This is a genomic window from Paraburkholderia sp. C35, from assembly GCF_003121405.1.
Classification (GTDB): domain Bacteria; phylum Pseudomonadota; class Gammaproteobacteria; order Burkholderiales; family Burkholderiaceae; genus Paraburkholderia.
In genome coordinates this window covers 1-16,882 of the sequence record NZ_QBUY01000112.1, presented here as the reverse complement: position 1 = coordinate 16,882, position 16,882 = coordinate 1, and the positions used below count along the sequence as shown (strand labels likewise).

Genomic DNA, 16,882 nt, shown 5'->3' with positions numbered 1-16,882 from the left:
CCACTGACAGACACTTTCACGCTAGGGATTATCCGCATGGGCACGCAAGCCGATGCGCCGAATAGCGGGGGGTTTAGCCCTTACTTTCACGGCTTTCGGAAAAGGCCCGCTGATATGCTTCCTGTCCAATCGGTGCATGGCGCGCACGCTCGCCAGCATCTCACCTCAGGAGAGAACATGACGTCACCCATCAATCCGCTCCAGTCTGCCCTGCAACAGATGCAGTCGATGGCTGCCCAGGCGGCGGGCGGCAGCACCCCGGTTGCGAACGACTCCGGCGCGGCCACGGCAGGCGGCTTCGCTTCGGCGCTCAAGGCGTCCATCGACAAGATCAGCGGCGACCAGCAAAGCGCCATCGGCGAAGCCCATGCGTTCGAACTGGGCGCACCGAACGTGTCGCTGAACGACGTGATGGTCGACATGCAAAAGGCAAACGTCGGCTTCCAGTTCGGGCTGCAGGTGCGCAACAAGCTGGTGTCGGCCTACAACGACGTCATGCAGATGGCGGTCTGACGCGTTTCTGGTCTGCCACCGCCTTCCCGGGCGGCGCTGTGCGTGTCGGGTCATGCACCTCGCCGGTGCGCTGGCCCGCCGTCCAAGGCAGATCTGCGCGTGTGCGCGGCGTCCGGGCGCCGTGCCGCGCGTCATTCCTGACGCTTCCTTCCAGCGGGCTAAAGCTTTATTCGTATGAACCGATAACCTTGTTACAAGGGCAGGCCGGACGGTGCGCGCAGGAATTTCGCACGGCTTCGGCGGGCCGTCCGCTGTCAGTCTGATCGTTATCCGTATTACAGGAGGAGCGCCGATGTTTTCCCCGGGACACTCTGGAGCCAATGCCTACGCACGCGTCGGCGTGGAGACAGGGGTGATGGGCGCCAGTCCCCATCGCCTGATCGTGATGCTGTACCAGGGGGCGCGCAAGGCCATCGCGCAGGCACGCATGCATCTGCAGAACGGCGACATTCCGGCGCGCGGCGAGGCGATCGGCAAGGCCATCCAGATCATCGGCGACGGGTTGCAGCAAGCGCTCAATATCGAGGCGGGCGGTGAAATTGCAGAGCGCCTGCATGCGCTCTATACCTATATGACGCGGCGACTACTCGAGGCCAATCTCAAGCAAAGCGAAGCGATGCTCGTCGAAGTCGACGGCTTGCTGGCCACGCTCGAGGAAGCCTGGATTGGAATTGCTCCGGAGATCGCGCGGATGGCGACACAGTCGTCCGCGGAAAGCATGAGATGAGTTCGAACGCAGACTATTTCGCCCGCTACGAGGCGATCGCAGCGATTTCAGTTCGGATGGTGATGGCGGCGCGCGATGCGCTCTGGAACGATCTCGTCCTGTTGCAGGACGAGTACCGGCATCTCGTCGACGCGTTGAAACACGCGGAAGACGGCGTGCGCCTGTCCGACGACGAACGCGCTCGCAAATTCGACCTGATTCGCCAGATCCTCGCGAACGACGCGACGGTCCGCGATCTGGCGAACCCGCGCATGGCCAAGCTGCAGGCGCTGTTCGCGCCGAGCCGTCCGGCCATCGTGCTGAAAGAACTTTACCAGGCGCGCTGAGCGCTTTCATAACGTCCTATAGAGCCGCTAGCCGGCACGCAGCGTCAATGCGCGAGAGGAAGCGGGCATGAGTGGAATCGACACGGCAGTGGCCTCGCTGCTGGCCAGCCGCATCGACAGCCTGCTTGCCGTCAGCACGCGCACGGCGACGGCGTCACAAGCGGACGCCTCGCTCTACGTCAGGCAGCCGCCCGGCGCACCCATTGCGATGATGCCCGCGCCGTTGCCGGCGTCCGCACAGACGGTGCTGTCCGCTGTCGCGCTCACCCTCGACGCGATCACGCGTTCCGGCGGCGAAGCGACGCCCGCGCTGGTCGGCCAGTTGCCGCTATGGCCCGCCGCGCCTGCCATCGATATTGCCCCGCTGCCGCTGTTCGACACCGGCGCGAACGCCGCGCAAGCTGGCGCCGCCGCAGCCGGTTCCGGCAATGCGGCATCGAACGCTGCGCCGGCACAGAACGCAGGCGGCGCAAATGCTGCGCAAGGCTCGGCGGCTGCTTCCAGTCTCGCTGCTGCACCGTTGCCCGTCGCCGAACTGGCTGCGGCGCTCAGGCGCACGGTCGACGAAAGCGGCCTGTTCTACGAATCGCATCTCGCGCAGTGGCTGTCGGGTCAACGGCCTGTCGAATCGCTCGCGGGCGAGGCGCAGAACCGTCTTTCCGATACGCAGTCGCAATTGCCGCTCGATCTGAACCACGACGCCGACGACGCGAACGCATGGGCGCAAGGCCGTCCATCGGGCAATACGGGCGCAGCGGCGTTCGCGGCCGCCGTGGCGGCGGCGCGCGGCACGCCGGAAGGGCCGCAGACGCAGTCGGCGCGCTTCACCACGTTCGATCTGGCCACGCACGACATCATCGAAACGCCCGGCGATCCGGCGCGCACAGCGGCGCAAAGCGGCACGGCGGCGGCGCACGCGACGAGCATGGATGACGCCACGGCGCATCAGCAGCAATCGATGGCGGCGGCGCTTCATCCCGCGACGATTCCCCTCGTGCGCCAGCAGCTCGATTTGCTCGCGACGGGGCAATTCCGCTGGACGGGCGAAGCGTGGCCGGGTGCGCGCCTGGACTGGACCATCGAACAGGAAGGCGACGAATGGCGGCGCAGCGGCAACGGCGCCGCGTCCGCCGATGATGAATATCCGTGGCGCACGCGCCTCACGCTGTCGCTGCCGACACTCGGCACCGTCGACGCCGAACTCACGCTGACAGGCGCGCGTCTCGTTGCGCGCGTGCAGGCCAGTCCCGGCGGCGCGGCGCGCCTCGCCGCTCAGGGTGACACTTTCCGGCAGCGTCTCGCGGAAGCGGGCATCGAACTGAGCGGCCTGTCGATCCGCGAAATTGGCGGGAGTTTGCCCGCGGGTGGCGCAGCCGCGGCGGCTGCGGCGGCATCGGCGTATGCGCGCTCGAACGCGGACAAACCCACGCAAGGCGACGCCGACGATTCCACCGCTTTCGACTGGGACATGCAATGAGCCGCACGAGTCGCAAGAGCGCGGCGGCGCTGGTCTACGATGCGAGCGGTCATGACGATTCGCCGCGCGTGGTCGCCAAGGGTTACGGGATCGTCGCCGAGATGATCGTGCAGCGCGCGCGGGAAGCCGGGCTGTATGTGCACCAGTCGCCGGAGATGGTGTCGCTGCTGATGCAGGTCGATCTCGATTCGCGCATTCCGCCGCGCCTGTATCAGGCCGTCGCGGAACTGCTCGCGTGGCTGCATCGGCTGGAAAGCGGCGTGGGCGACGAATCGGTTGTGACCGATGTCGTTGCCACGCCGGTTCAGCCTGAGACTTTCGACCCGGCCAGCGAAATCTGACGCACGACGTCAGAACCGCAGCATCAGATTGAGCAGCGCCCGCACGCGTTTGCCGTACGGCGGCGCGATCAGTCCGCGCCCGTTGTAGCGCGACTGCATCAACACCGGCTTCATCTTCGAGAAGGTCACGAAGCCTTCGTACCCGTGATACGCACCCATCCCGCTCGCGCCGACGCCGCCGAACGGCAGGCTCTCGCACGCGAGATGCATCAGCGTTTCGTTGACGGACATGCCGCCTGCAATCGTCTCGCGGGTGACGCGGTCGATGGTGGCTTTGTCGTCGTCGTACAGATACAGCGACAAGGGACGCGGACGCGCGTTGACGTACGCGATGGCGTCGTCGAGTGAATCGTAGGGAATCACGGGCAGCAGCGGGCCGAAGATTTCTTCCTGCATCAGCAGTGACGTATCGGGCGCATTCGTCACCGCGATGAGCGGAAAGCGGCGCGCAGCGGCATCGGGCGCGGTATCGGTGAGTGCGTGCAGTTGCGCGCCCTGTTCGCGCGATTCGTCGGCGAGACGTTGCAGGCGCTCGAAATGGCGCGCCGAAATGATCGACGTGTAATCGGCGTTGCGCGTGAAATCCGGGTACAGCCGGCCCATGCGCACGCGCGCCCGCTCGATGAACGCCTGTTCCTTGCCGCGCGGTACCAGCACATAGTCTGGCGCGACGCAGGTTTGCCCCGCGTTGAGCGTCTTGCCCGCGACGATGCTGTCGACGGCGTAATCGAAGCGCGCAGTCGGCCCGACGATCGCGGGCGATTTGCCGCCGAGTTCGAGCGTCACGGGCGTCAGGTGCGTGGCGGCGGCGCGCATCACTTCATGGCCGATTTTCGTCGAACCGGTGAACAGCAGATGATCGAACGGTTGCGCGCTGAACGCGGCGGCCAGCGCGGCGTCGCCGTTCACCACGGCAATGTGATCGCGCGCGAAGGTCTGCGAGATCAGTTGCTCGAACAGCAGCGAGGTGCGCGGCGTCAGTTCCGACATCTTGATGATCGCGCGGTTGCCGGCCGTGAGCGCGCTGATCAGCGGTCCCGCCGCCAGCAGCTCCGGATAATTCCACGGCACGATGATGCCGACCACGCCGAGCGGCTGCGGCCCCACTTTCGAGCGCGCAGGCATCAGCCACTTGTTGGTCGTGCGGCGCTGCGATCTCATCCAGCGCTTGCCGTGACGGAGCGCACCGTCGATTTCCTCTTTGACGAGCAGAAACTCCGCCAGCAGGATTTCTTCTTTCGCGCGATTGCCGAAGTCGGCGTGCATGGCGTCGGCGAGTGCGTCGCGGTTGTCGAGCAGTATTTCGCGCAAAGCCTTCAGATGCGCGGCGCGCTGATCCCACGACGGATACGGCGCTTTCAGATACGCCGCGCGTTGCTCGCGCAACAGTCCTTCCAGTGCCGCGATTTCGGGCAGATCGTTCTTCATCGGTTGTCTCTCCCTGTTGTTGTAATCGTGTGCGATCTCAAGCCGTGAACGCGCGCGCGACGATTGCCGCGTGATCGAATGTCGAGGGCAGCGTGCCGTACACGCGGCCGCTTTCGCCGCAACCTTCGCCCAGACGCGTCGCGATGAACGCATCGGCGACGAACGACGGCGCGTGTTTCACGAGCAGCACCGCTTGCGCGATCAGCACGAGCTGCTGCGCGATGCGGCGTGCCGATGCTTCGCGGGCTTCGGGCGCGGAAGTCAGCGCTGCCATCAGGCGTTGCAGCGCCGCGTTCAATGCGGGATGCGTCTGCGCCGCTTCGCGCCACGCGCCGAGCAAGGCTTGCGCGGCGTCCGGCTCGCGTTCCATCGCGCGCAGCACGTCGAGGCACATCACGTTGCCCGAGCCTTCCCAGATCGAGTTCACAGGCGCTTCGCGGTAGAAGCGCGCCATCGGTCCTTCTTCGACGTAGCCGTTGCCGCCCCAGACTTCCATCGCCTCACCCGTAAATTCGAGCGTGCGCTTGCAAACCCAGTACTTCGCGGCGGGCGTGACGAGACGCCGCCACGCACGCTCTTCCGGCGCATTCGTCGTGTCTTCGAACGCGCGCGAGAGACGCATGAACAGCACTGTCGCCGCTTCGGATTCGAGGGAAAGATCGGCGAGCACGTTGCGCATCAGCGGCTGGTCGGCGAGATGCTTGCCGAACGCGCTGCGATGCCGCGCATGGTGAATGGCCTGCACGAGTGCCGCGCGCATCAACGCCGCGCTGCCGATCACGCAATCGAGCCGCGTGTAGTTCGCCATTTCGATAATGGTCGGCACGCCGCGTCCTTCGTCGCCGATCATCACGCCGTAGGCATCGAAAAATTCGACTTCGCTGCTCGCGTTCGAACGGTTGCCGAGCTTGTCTTTCAGACGCTGCACACGCACCGCGTTCTTGCTGCCGTCGGGCGCGAAGCGCGGCACGAAAAAGCACGACAGGCCTTCATGCTCGTCGGTGCGGGCGAGCACGAGATGCGCGTCGCACTGCGGCGCCGAGAAAAACCACTTGTGACCGACCAGCCGATACGCCGCGCCGCGTCCGCCACTGCCGCCGTCCGCTGCGAACGCCTGCGTACGATTGCTGCGCACGTCCGAACCGCCTTGCTTCTCGGTCATGCCCATGCCGATCATCATCGACGTCTTCTGGGAAAGCGGCGCGTCGCGCGGATCGTGCTCGCGCGAATAGAGCTTGTCGCGCAGCGTGTCGAACAGGGCAGGTTCACGCTGCAGCACGGGAATGCTGGCGAAGGTCATCGTCAGCGGACACAGCGAGCCGGATTCGAGTTGCGCGTGCAGAAAGTAGCCGGCGCAACGCGCGACCATCGCGCCCGGCTGCGGGTCCGAGAACGGCAATGCGTGCAGGCCTTCGCGGCGCAGCAAGCCGAGCAGCGTGTGCCACGACGGATGAAATTCGAGCGCATCGATACGCTCGCCGCGCGGGCTGAAGGTCGAGAGTTCGGGCGTGTGGCGGTTGGCCAGTTCGGCGAGTGCGATCACCTCTGGTGCACCTAGGGCGGCGCCGTCGCGCGCCAGTGTTTCGCGGTGCCACGCGGCGCCTTCGCGCTCGACGGCGGCGGACAGCGCGGCATCGCTTGCAAACAGGTTGTAGTGTGCAAGCGGCGGAACCTGATTGGTCACTTCATGCGTATTGCCGGGGCCGAACCGTTCCATCTGTTGTCTCCGTCCGATGCACGCGCGCCGGTGCTGATCCGGGCGGCTGTTTGATTGGCATGCGCAAGCCGGATGCACAGGCGGCGGCGCGTAAATGTCTGTGTTTGAACGAGATCCGCGCGCCTGATCCGGCGCGGACAGCATCTTTCATCATAGGGGTGCGGCACGGGTTCCGTTTAGAGTGATCGCTCTGGCGCCAACAGCGCGCGAGCGGCCCGCGCTCCCTACAATGCGCAGACCAACACACGTAGACAAGTGTGCACGAGACAGATGCCGCCAGCAATGCAGGGCGGTAGGTGAGTCCATCAGGAGGAGCGGATGCAATACGACTACGTCATCGTCGGCGCGGGTTCGGGCGGCTGTTCGCTGGCCGGGCGTCTCGCCGAGCAATGTCCGGACGCGACCATCGCGCTGATCGACGCAGGGCCGCACACGGAGCGCAATCTGTTCGTCAACATGCCGCTCGGCGTGGCGGCCATCGTGCCGTTCCGGCTCAAGACCAACTACGGCTATCTGACGACGCCGCAACCCGGACTCAACGGCCGGCGCGGCTATCAGCCTCGCGGGCGCGGCTTCGGCGGATCGAGCGCGATCAACGCGATGGTGTACACGCGCGGCCATCCTCTCGATTACGACGATTGGGCGCGTCTCGACTGCGACGGCTGGTCATTCGATGACGTGCTGCCGTATTTCCGCCGCGCGGAAGGCAACGAGCGCGGCGCCGATGCGCTGCACGGCGCAGACGGTCCGCTGGCGGTATCGAACCTGCGTTTCCAGAATCCGTTCTCGCATCGCTTCGTGAAGGCGGCCGTCGAAGCGGGCTTTCCGCACAACGACGATTTCAACGGACCGATGCAGGAAGGCGTCGGCTTCTATCAGGTGACGCAGCGCGAAGGTCAGCGCTGGAGCGTCGCACGCGCCTATATCTATGGGCGCGCGCGTTCGAACCTGCACACCATTGCGGACGCAGCCGTGCTGCGCGTGATTTTCGACGGCAAGCGCGCGAAGGGTATCGAAGTGATGCGCGGCGGCGTCAAGGAAGTCATCGAGGCGCGTGCAGAAGTCGTGCTGTCGGCGGGTACGTTCAACTCACCGCAATTGCTGATGTGCTCGGGCATCGGTCCCGCCGATCATCTGCGCGCGTTCGGCATTCCCGTGCAGCACGACGCGCCCGAGGTCGGGCGCAATCTCACCGATCACGTCGATTTCACGCTCAACAAACGCGTGCGCTCGGCGCAGACCATCGGTTTTTCGCTGCGCGGCTTCGCGCAGATGGTGCCGGGCTTTGTCTCGTATCTGCGCAACGGGCGCGGCATGCTGACGAGCAACGTCGCGGAGGCGGGTGGCTTTCTGAAAAGCCGCGCGACGCTCGACCGTCCCGACTTGCAACTGCATTTCTGCACCGCACTCGTCGACGATCACAACCGCCACATGCACTGGGGACACGGCTATTCGCTGCACGTGTGCGTGCTGCGTCCGCACAGCCGCGGCACCGTGACGCTCGCGAGCAGCGATGCGCGCGAAGCGCCCGTGATCGATCCCGCGTTTCTCAGCGATCCACGCGATCTCGACCTGCTGGTCGAAGGCGTGCATCTGTCGCGGCGTATTCTCGATGCACCGTCGCTGGCACTGTGTGGCGGGCGCGAACTCTATACGCGGCACGGCCAGACGGATGCCGAACTGCGTGCGACCATCGCCGCGCACGCCGATACGATCTATCACCCCGTGTCGACTTGCCGGATGGGCGGCGACGAACGCTCCGTCGTCGATACTCAGCTGCGCGTGCGTGGCGTGACGGGGCTGCGCGTGGTCGATGCCTCGGTGATGCCCACGCTGATCGGTGGCAACACGAACGCGCCGACGGTGATGATCGGCGAGCGTGCCGCCGATTTCATCGCGGCCACGCGACGGGCTGGCGCAAGTCCTAATTTTTCGTCGAAAGCGGGTATTTGTGACATTGCGCAAACGGCACCGTAAGAGAAATCCTATAAAGCTCAAAAATCGTTCATCGCTTCAATTCTGAGATTTTCACGCTCCTATAATCGCCGCCCAACGATGGGCGCAGGGGCGCTCGTGCGAAATTCAGGGAAACGAATCGATGAGTGTCAATGTGATTGAACTGGTCCGGGCTGCGTTACCGGAGGCGGTAACTCGACAGCTGTCGAATTGCCTCGGATTGCCGCCGGAAGCGACGGCAAAAGTGGTGGAAGTGACGACGCCGGCGCTGGTCGCCGGTCTGCTGAACCGATGCGCGACGCTCGATGGCGCGCGTACGCTGTTCGCGACGATCCTCGGGCAGGAAGTCAACGCCCATATCGCCGAGCAATTGCCGCGCAGCTTCGCGAGCACGACAGGCGTCACGCAGTTGTCGTCTACGGGACGTCAGTTGCTGGAGCATTCGTTCGAGCGCCGCATCGACGGATTGAGCGACGCTGTGTCGATGCAAACAGGCGTGCCGGCACACGCGACACATGCCGTGTCGGGCATCGTGGGCAGCATTCTGATGGGCGTACTCAAAGGCCATATTCTCGATCACCGCAGCAATATCGGTCAGTTGCCCAGCCTGCTCGGCCAGCAGTTGCCGAGCATCGCGCCGTTCCTGAACGACGGCCTCACGACAGTGCTCGGGCTGGGTAGCGCGGCTGCCTTCGCTCAGACGATCGGCTCGCAGGTACGCGCCGTGTCTTCGCATTTCGAGCATCCCGCGGCCACGCCGGTGCCCGTGCGCGATCCTGTCGAGCCAACCCTGTCGCCCACGGCGCAGGTGATCATGCCGCCGGTGCGCGAAGTGCGGCAAGTTGGCCTGAAGGCCAAACACTGGCTCGGCGTGGCGGCATTGTCGGCGCTGATCGGTGCAATCGCCGCGATGGCGATGTGGGTGGCGCTGGCGTGGTGCCCCGCGGCGACTGGCTGGTTCACGCGCAACGCTGTTGCCGCGCCTGCTGCTCCCGAGCAAACCGCTTCGCAGCCTGCTTCAGAGGCCACTGCACAACCCGTCGCCCAGGCGCCGCAGGACAATGCGGCCAGCACGTCGGGCGCAGTTCAGGCCGACGCCGCGCCGGTTGCTGCGAAAGACTCGCAGCTGATCGCCTCCGTCGATGCGAACGGCAAGCCGACCATCAGCGCGACCGTGCAGAACGTCGCCGAGAAGTCGGCGCTGCTGAACGCGCTGACGAAGAAGTTCGGTGTCGGCAAGTTCAACGCCGATATCACCATCGACGAAAACCGCAAGGCGGCCGACTGGCTCGCGCAGATCGACGCGCTGATGCCGCTGCTGTCCACGCCCGGCGCGGAGATGAAAATCGACGGCACGCGCGTCGAATTGAGCGGCACGGCCGCCGATGCCAAAACGGGCTGGCTCGATCATCTGAAATCGGTGTTCGGCGCGCCGTATCAGGTCAGCGCATTCGACCCGGCGCAAGCCGTCGCGAATGCGGCGCAATCGTTCAAGAATGCGGCGAAGGCGCTGCTCGCGCCGGACGCATCGTGCGCGAGCGCGGACCTCGTCAAGACGCTGAACCTGCAAGTGGTCAATTTCGCGTCACGCGACGCCCACGTGCCGCAGTCGGCATTCGACGATCTGAACCAGTCCGCGCAGTTGCTCAAGGCGTGCGTGAAGGACGGTCACGCGCTGAAGCTCGAAGTGTCGGGTTATTCGGACAACGTCGGCAGCGCGGCAGCGAATCTGGAACTGTCGAAGGAGCGCGCCGACGCCGTGCGCGCTTACCTCGTCAAGGCGGGCGTGTCCGCCGATGCGATCGTCGCGCAGGGTTACGGCAACGTGCGCCCGGTCGCGAGTAACGCGACGGAAAGCGGGCGCTTTGCGAACCGCCGCATCGAGTTCAGCGAGACGCGCGTGCAGTAAGCGCCGCTTCGTTCAACCTGATCAGACCCAAAGCCGCCCGGTGCAAGCCGGGCGGCTTTTTTCATTTCGGCGCCGGTTTCGTTCGATCCGGCGACGGCGCGCGAACGTCGAAAGTAGGCGGGTGCGTGAAGTTGTCGGTGGTGAGGCCAGGCAGCGTCTCGCGCGCGACTTCGAGCCAGGCGCGCGCCGCGTGCGACAGATAGCCGTTGCGACGCCAGCCGATCGCCATTTCCCACGGAATTTCAGGCGCGACGACAGGCCGGCAGGTGAACTGCGTGTCGTCGAGCCGTCGGCAATACGGCGCGGGCAACAGCGCAATGCCGACGCCCGCCAGCACCAACGCAGCCATGAAATCCCAATGCCCGCTGCGCCCGACGATCGTCGGCGCGAACCCGGCAGTGCGGCACGCGTTCAGCACGACGTCGTTGAGCGCGAGGCTTTCGCCGTAGAACACGAACGGCTCCTGCGCCAGATCGGCGAGCGGCACTTCCTGCAACGCATCCCAGCGCGAGCCATGACGCGCGACGAGCCACAGCACCTGACGCGTCATCGGCAGCACGTCGATCATCTCGTCGACGGGCTGCAGCACGCCGCCCATTTCCAGTTCGCCCGAAATCAGCGCGGCCTCGATCGCCTTCGAGCCTTGCTCGAACAGCTTCAGTTCGACTTTCGGATAACGCTGGCGGAACGCGGCAATCGCGGGCGTGAACAGTGATCCGCCCATCGGCGGAATGCCGATGGTGAGTTCGCCGCGCCCGAGCTTGTCGAGATCGTTCAGTTCGGCCTGCAATTGCGCGTACGACGCGAGCACTTCCTGACCGCGCTGGTACACGATGCGCCCAGCGTCCGTCAGCACCATCTGCCGGCCATCGCGCAGCAGCAGCGGCGAGCCGACTTCGTCTTCCAGCGCCTTCACCATCTTGCTGATGGTGGGCTGCGTGACGAACATCTGCTCGGCCGCGACGGTGAAGCTCTGCTGCCGTACCACCTCGACGAAATAGCGAAGCGCGCGCAGTTCCATGTTCGTTGCCCTCGAAATTCCAATTTGGAATGAAGTTGATAATTCTAAGTCATTATATTTATGCTGCACTGCACCCTATACTGAATCTCATCCAAAAGTCACCTAGGGTTTGCCATGATCTCGCCGCTGATCGCCCGTATTGCCGCTTCTGTCCGCCTCGATGCGACGTCGCCCGTCGCGAAGATCGGCCGGATCGTCGTGCAGAGCGCCGGTATCGCCGGGGTCTGGTTTGCCGCTGATTTCATCGTGCGCCGTTTCGGCTTGCCGGTGCCGGGCGGCGTGGTCGGCCTCGTGGCGCTGCTCGCGCTGCTGTTCTGCGGCGGCGTCGCGCCGCGCTGGGTGAAGGCGGGCGCCGACTGGCTGCTGTCCGACATGCTGCTGTTCTTCATTCCCGCCGCCGTCGCGGCTGTGCAGTACGGCGGCCTGTTCCGCGAAGACGGCTGGCGCCTCGCGCTGGTGGTGGTCGCGGGCACCTTGATGGTGATGGTGGCGGTGGCGTTCGCCGTCGAACAGGCCGCGCGCCTCGAACGCCGTCTGGCGCTGCGCCGGGTGATGGTTCAGCGCGCACCCATCGACCGTCGCGCTGCTGGCCGCAATTTCCTCTAATTCACGCCCCGGACGGTTCCGTCGATGAGCGCCTTCTATTCGTCCCTTTTCACCGACGACGCATCCCGGCTGATCGCCGCCGGTTGCTTCGTGCTGACGGTGGCGCTCTATTTCGCGTCGAAGGCGCTCTATGCGCGTTTCAAATCGCCGTGGCTGACGCCGCTGCTGGCGGTGCCCGTGGTGCTGGCCGCCATCGTCGTGGTCGCGCGGATTCCGTATGCCGTCTATTTTCAGGACACGCGCTGGCTGATGTGGCTGCTCGGCCCGGCTACCGTTGCGTTCGCAGTGCCGATCTACGAATACCGCGATCTGCTGCGTCGCCACTGGATTTCGCTCACCGTCGGCGTGACGGTCGGAATCGTTGTCGCCGTGGGTGGGTCGCTGGCGCTGGCCAAGCTGCTGCACCTGTCGCCGGAACTGCAGCGCAGCCTGATGACGCGCTCGGTTTCCACGCCGTTTGCGCTCGCCGTCTCCGACAAGATTCACGCGCCCAAGGATCTGACCGCGCTGTTCGTGATCGCGACAGGCGTCTGCGGGATGCTGTTCGGTGAACTGGTGCTCGCGCTGGTGCCGCTGCGCACGCGGCTCGCGCGCGGTGCGCTGTTCGGCGCGGCGGCGCATGGCGTCGGCACGGCAAAAGCGCGTGAACTGGGCAGCGAAGAAGGCGTGGTCGCGAGCCTGACGATGATGATCGCGGGCGTCGTGATGGTGCTGCTCGCACCGCGGTTCGGGAGGCTGCCCCTTTGACGCAGCCGCGATCGGAAGCTAATTTGAGATGACTGGCGGCGGGCACGACTTAACATGGCCGCCTTCCTTCATTCCGATGCTGGCTCTCCGCGATGCAAACGCTCACCGTCATCATTCCCTGCTATAACGCCGCCGGGACGCTCGCTCGTACGCTCGACAGCGTCGTGGTTCAGCCAGAGGCAGCGCAGATTCTTGTTGTCGATGACGGCTCGCAGGACGCTTCGCCCGACATCGCCGAGCAGTACGCGCGGCAGTATCCACAGATCGAATTGCTGCGCATGCCGCAGAACGGCGGCGCAGCGCGCGCGCGGAACTGGGGCGCGATGCACGCGCGGCACCCGCTGCTGGCCTTCATCGATGCCGACGACGAATACCTGCCCGGCGCACTCGCGGTCGCCGCGGCGTTTCTGCAAGCGCATCCGGGACAGGTTGCGGTCCGCTTCGACGTGGAGTTTTGCGGCTTTCCCGACGACATCACCCATCATCATCAGTTCGATGCCTTTGCGGCCACGCTCAGCAACACGGTGCCGAGCAGTCTCGTGATTCGCCGCTCGATCTACACGACATTCGGCGGATTTCCGCTTGATGATGTATTCCGGCGCTACGGCGGCGAGGACGGCGCATTTTCACTGGCGCTGCTGAATATCTTCGGCAATCCACGTCTCGATGACCGCAAGCGCGTGCGCATGCACTATCACCCGAAAATCCATGCCGAGCGCTACTTCCGCATTTCGATGGGCATGCTCGACGCGTCCGACGAACTCGTGAACTCGACACGCGAAGCATCATGGCGTTTCGTGCGCGCCGCGTATGAAGCCGTGAAGGAAGTGCGTGGCGCCGAACTGGTACCGCATCTGACAGCGCAGCCCGCCACGGAAACGCCGCCAGATCAATCGGCATAGGCCGAATCGTCATACCGCAAGCCATCCTGTTTTGCTACAATCGCCGTTCGTCTTCGAGGAGCGTTGCGACGGGTTCGGCCCGCCAGGCTCGAAGGCTTTCTATCGGAAGGATTGGACGCGCGCCGCGCCAACAAACCAACCGCATTGAACGGCGCTCACGTCAAATTTCTAGTCATTTTTAGAAAGGAGGGCGTGATGAACGCCGCAGTCATGGATTCCAAAAATTCCCAGGATTTCGTTGTTGCCGATATGTCGCTGGCCGACTGGGGCCGCAAGGAACTCACCATCGCCGAGACCGAAATGCCCGGTCTCATGCAAACCCGCGAAGAGTACAAGACGCAGCAGCCGCTGAAGGGCGCGCGCGTTGCTGGCTCGCTGCACATGACCATCCAGACGGGCGTGCTGATCGAAACGCTGACGGCACTGGGCGCTGACGTTCGCTGGGCATCGTGCAACATCTTCTCGACGCAGGATCACGCTGCTGCTGCCATCGCGCAGGCCGGCACGCCCGTGTTCGCATTCAAGGGCGAATCGCTCGACGAATACTGGGAATTCTCGCACCGCATTTTCGAATGGCCGAACGGCGAATTCGCTAACATGATTCTCGACGACGGCGGCGACGCAACGCTGCTGCTGATCCTTGGCTCGAAGGCCGAGAAGGATCGTTCGGTGATCTCGAAGCCGACCAACGAAGAAGAAGTCGCGCTGTACAAGTCGATCGCAACGCACCTCGACGCTGATCCGACGTGGTACTCGACGCGTCTCGCGCACATCAAGGGCGTGACGGAAGAAACGACGACGGGCGTGCATCGTCTGTATCAGATGGAGAAGGAAGGCCGTCTGCCGTTCCCCGCGATCAACGTGAACGATTCCGTCACGAAGTCGAAGTTCGACAACCTGTATGGCTGCCGTGAGTCGCTCGTCGACGGTATCAAGCGCGCAACCGACGTGATGATCGCCGGCAAGATCGCGGTCGTGGCCGGTTACGGCGACGTGGGCAAGGGCTGCGCGCAATCGCTGCGCGGTCTGGGCGCAACGGTGTGGGTCACGGAAATCGATCCGATCTGCGCACTGCAAGCCGCGATGGAAGGCTACCGCGTCGTGACGATGGAAGCCGCTGCACCGCACGCCGACATCTTCGTGACGGCAACGGGCAACTACCACGTGATCAACCACGATCACATGAAGGCGATGCGCAACAACGCGATCGTCTGCAACATCGGCCACTTCGACTCGGAAATCGACGTTGCGTCGATGCGCCAGTACCAGTGGGAAAACATCAAGCCGCAAGTCGACCACATCATTTTCCCGGACGGCAAGCGCGTGATCCTGCTGGCAGAAGGCCGCCTCGTGAACCTCGGTTGCGCAACGGGCCACCCGTCGTTCGTGATGTCGAACTCGTTCACGAACCAGACGCTCGCGCAGATCGAACTGTTCGTCGACGGCGCGAAGTACGAGAACAAGGTTTATGTTCTGCCGAAGCAGCTCGACGAAAAGGTCGCGCGCCTGCACCTCGCACGCATCGGCGCGAACCTGACGGAACTGTCGACGGAACAGGCCGGCTACATCGGCGTCGACAAGAACGGTCCGTTCAAGCCGAACCACTACCGTTACTAAGCCGCTTCCAAGCCGCTTGGCGGCATGACGGATGCATCCGCTCGCAAGGGCGGATGCGTCGGATGAAGCAGAGGGCCGATGCGATGTCCTGCATCGGCAGGTGCTTCCCGCATGCCTTTCGAGTTCAATCAGGACTTCACGACAGGAGCTGTTCATGACCGTATTGCTGACCTGGGTGGTCAACGCGCTCGCACTTTTGATCATCACCTACCTCGTGCCGTCGATCCACATTCGCAGTTTTGGCACTGCGCTGATCGTCGCGCTCGTTCTGGGGCTCATCAATGCCGTCTTGCGGCCGGTGCTGATCCTGCTGACCTTGCCTGTGACGATACTCACGCTGGGGCTTTTCATTCTGGTGGTGAATGCGCTGTGTTTCTGGCTGTGCGCGTCGCTGCTGAAGGGCTTCGAGGTGTCGGGCTTCTGGTCGGCGTTTTTCGGCTCGATTCTGTACAGCATCGTGTCGTGGCTGTTGTCCGCGCTTATCTTCGGTAACCGCAGCTTTGGCTGACGGGTTGCCAACAGGACCATGAACCCCATCGAACTTTCATTCGAGTTTTTCCCGCCGAAGACGCAGGAAGGGCTGGACAAGCTGCGCGTCACGCGCGAGCAGCTTCTGCCGCTCAAGCCCAAGTTCGTGTCCGTCACGTTCGGCGCCGGCGGTTCGACCCAGCAAGGCACGCTCGATACCGTGCTCGACATGGCGAAGGACGGCCTCGAAGCCGCGCCTCACCTGTCGTGCATCGGTTCGTCGAAGGACAGCTTGCGCGCGATTCTCAACGAGTATCGCTCGCATGGCATCCGTCATATCGTCGCCTTGCGTGGCGATTTGCCGTCGGGCATGGGCGAGGTCGGCGAGTTGCGTTATGCGTCGGAACTGGTGAGCTTCATTCGCGCCGAATTCGGCGACTGGTTCCGTATCGAAGTCGCGGGGTATCCCGAGTATCACCCGCAGTCGCGTTCACCGAAGCACGATCTGGAGAACTTCGCGCGCAAGGTGAAGGCGGGTGCCAATTCGGCGATCACGCAGTACTTTTTTAACGCTGACGCGTATTTCCGCTTCGTCGATGATGCGCATAAGCTGGGCGTCGATGTGCCTATCGTGCCGGGCATCATGCCTATCACCAATTTTTCGCAACTGATGCGCTTCTCCGAGATGTGTGGTGCGGAAGTGCCGCGTTGGGTGGCGCGACGGCTCGAAAGTTTTGGTGATGACCGTGAGTCGATTCGTGCTTTTGGTCTCGATGTTGTGGCTGATTTATGCCGCAGGCTTGTCGATGCCAAGGTGCCTGGGCTGCATTTTTATACGCTTAACGGTTCGGCTGCTACCAAGGCGATTTGTGAGCGGCTGGGCGTCTGACGGTTTGTTTTTTGCTTTATCTTGTTTTGCTTTATCTTTGTGACAGAAGCGATGTGCGTGAGAGCGGGCATCGCTTTTTTTTTGTCGCTTTCGCTGTTGGTTTTGGTTTTGGTTTTGCTTTTGCTTTTGCTGGCATCCGCGTTTTGATGTCGGTTCTTCACGCGTCGCCCCTGTGCGGGGCAGCACCTACTTTTCTTTGCCGCGGCAAAGAAAAGTAGGCAAAAGAAAGCCGCTGAAA

Annotated in this window: 17 protein-coding genes and 1 riboswitch; of the genes, 13 read left to right on the top strand and 4 right to left on the bottom strand. The window is 63.8% G+C overall.

Annotated features, from left to right (window positions below):
• Positions 1 to 177 precede the first annotated feature (177 nt).
• The 5 genes from fliE (at position 178) to DK391_RS37230 (ending at position 3,384) form a co-directional block, all read left to right on the top strand.
• Positions 178 to 513 carry a flagellar hook-basal body complex protein FliE gene (gene fliE / locus DK391_RS37250; RefSeq protein WP_109483013.1) on the top strand — a complete coding sequence of 112 codons (336 nt, stop codon included), beginning with the start codon at positions 178 to 180 and terminating at the stop codon, positions 511 to 513.
• Between the two features lie 292 nt (positions 514 to 805).
• Positions 806 to 1,240 carry a flagellar export chaperone FliS gene (gene fliS, locus DK391_RS37245; protein WP_109483012.1) on the top strand — a complete coding sequence of 145 codons (435 nt, stop codon included), beginning with the start codon at positions 806 to 808 and terminating at the stop codon, positions 1,238 to 1,240.
• Complete coding sequence (locus DK391_RS37240) at positions 1,237 to 1,566, top strand: flagellar protein FliT (protein ID WP_012402278.1); 330 nt, start codon at positions 1,237 to 1,239, stop codon at positions 1,564 to 1,566. The genes fliS and DK391_RS37240 overlap by 4 nt, the downstream gene beginning before the upstream one ends.
• A 67-nt stretch (positions 1,567 to 1,633) precedes the next feature.
• Positions 1,634 to 3,043, top strand: coding sequence for a flagellar hook-length control protein FliK (locus tag DK391_RS37235; RefSeq protein ID WP_109483011.1), 1,410 nt, complete (start codon positions 1,634 to 1,636; stop codon positions 3,041 to 3,043).
• Positions 3,040 to 3,384 carry an EscU/YscU/HrcU family type III secretion system export apparatus switch protein gene (locus DK391_RS37230; protein WP_109483010.1) on the top strand — a complete coding sequence of 115 codons (345 nt, stop codon included), beginning with the start codon at positions 3,040 to 3,042 and terminating at the stop codon, positions 3,382 to 3,384. Before DK391_RS37235 ends, DK391_RS37230 begins: the two co-directional genes overlap by 4 nt.
• A 9-nt stretch (positions 3,385 to 3,393) precedes the next feature.
• On the opposite strand, the gene DK391_RS37225 is transcribed toward DK391_RS37230, so the two are convergent.
• Entirely contained in the window at positions 3,394 to 4,812 is a 1,419-nt protein-coding gene (locus DK391_RS37225; protein ID WP_109483009.1) for a coniferyl aldehyde dehydrogenase, read from the bottom strand.
• 37 nt (positions 4,813 to 4,849) lie between these two features.
• On the bottom strand, positions 4,850 to 6,529 hold the full coding sequence (locus DK391_RS37220; RefSeq protein WP_109483008.1) for an isovaleryl-CoA dehydrogenase: 1,680 nt from the start codon (positions 6,527 to 6,529) through the stop codon (positions 4,850 to 4,852).
• A gap of 318 nt (positions 6,530 to 6,847) precedes the next feature.
• On the opposite strand from DK391_RS37220, the gene DK391_RS37215 reads away from it, so the two are divergent.
• Positions 6,848 to 8,506, top strand: coding sequence for a GMC family oxidoreductase N-terminal domain-containing protein (locus tag DK391_RS37215; RefSeq protein WP_109483007.1), 1,659 nt, complete (start codon positions 6,848 to 6,850; stop codon positions 8,504 to 8,506).
• 121 nt (positions 8,507 to 8,627) lie between these two features.
• On the top strand, positions 8,628 to 10,394 hold the full coding sequence (locus tag DK391_RS37210; RefSeq protein WP_109483006.1) for an OmpA family protein: 1,767 nt from the start codon (positions 8,628 to 8,630) through the stop codon (positions 10,392 to 10,394).
• Between the two features lie 61 nt (positions 10,395 to 10,455).
• On the opposite strand, the gene DK391_RS37205 is transcribed toward DK391_RS37210, so the two are convergent.
• A complete protein-coding gene (locus tag DK391_RS37205) occupies positions 10,456 to 11,415 on the bottom strand; it encodes a LysR family transcriptional regulator (protein WP_109483005.1) in 960 nt (319 codons plus the stop codon).
• Positions 11,416 to 11,529: 114 nt separating this feature from the next.
• On the opposite strand from DK391_RS37205, the gene DK391_RS37200 reads away from it, so the two are divergent.
• The 6 genes from DK391_RS37200 to metF all read left to right on the top strand — a co-directional run bounded on the left by DK391_RS37200 (position 11,530) and on the right by metF (position 16,644).
• On the top strand, positions 11,530 to 12,021 hold the full coding sequence (locus DK391_RS37200) for a CidA/LrgA family protein (RefSeq protein ID WP_109483004.1): 492 nt from the start codon (positions 11,530 to 11,532) through the stop codon (positions 12,019 to 12,021).
• A 24-nt stretch (positions 12,022 to 12,045) separates the two neighbouring features.
• On the top strand, positions 12,046 to 12,768 hold the full coding sequence (locus DK391_RS37195; RefSeq protein ID WP_109483003.1) for an LrgB family protein: 723 nt from the start codon (positions 12,046 to 12,048) through the stop codon (positions 12,766 to 12,768).
• A gap of 92 nt (positions 12,769 to 12,860) precedes the next feature.
• Positions 12,861 to 13,670, top strand: coding sequence for a glycosyltransferase family 2 protein (locus DK391_RS37190; protein WP_109483002.1), 810 nt, complete (start codon positions 12,861 to 12,863; stop codon positions 13,668 to 13,670).
• 49 nt (positions 13,671 to 13,719) lie between these two features.
• Positions 13,720 to 13,834: riboswitch (S-adenosyl-L-homocysteine riboswitch) on the top strand.
• 31 nt (positions 13,835 to 13,865) lie between these two features.
• Positions 13,866 to 15,287 carry an adenosylhomocysteinase gene (gene ahcY / locus DK391_RS37185; protein WP_109483001.1) on the top strand — a complete coding sequence of 474 codons (1,422 nt, stop codon included), beginning with the start codon at positions 13,866 to 13,868 and terminating at the stop codon, positions 15,285 to 15,287.
• A gap of 154 nt (positions 15,288 to 15,441) precedes the next feature.
• A complete protein-coding gene (locus tag DK391_RS37180; protein WP_109483000.1) occupies positions 15,442 to 15,795 on the top strand; it encodes a phage holin family protein in 354 nt (117 codons plus the stop codon).
• Between the two features lie 18 nt (positions 15,796 to 15,813).
• Positions 15,814 to 16,644, top strand: coding sequence for a methylenetetrahydrofolate reductase [NAD(P)H] (gene metF, locus DK391_RS37175; RefSeq protein WP_109482999.1), 831 nt, complete (start codon positions 15,814 to 15,816; stop codon positions 16,642 to 16,644).
• Here the strand turns inward: metF and DK391_RS45085 are convergent.
• Positions 16,587 to 16,882 (bottom strand): hypothetical protein (locus DK391_RS45085; protein ID WP_204117509.1); only part of this gene is annotated, 296 nt, incomplete at its 5' end. The two genes, metF and DK391_RS45085, sit on opposite strands and share 58 nt — an antisense overlap.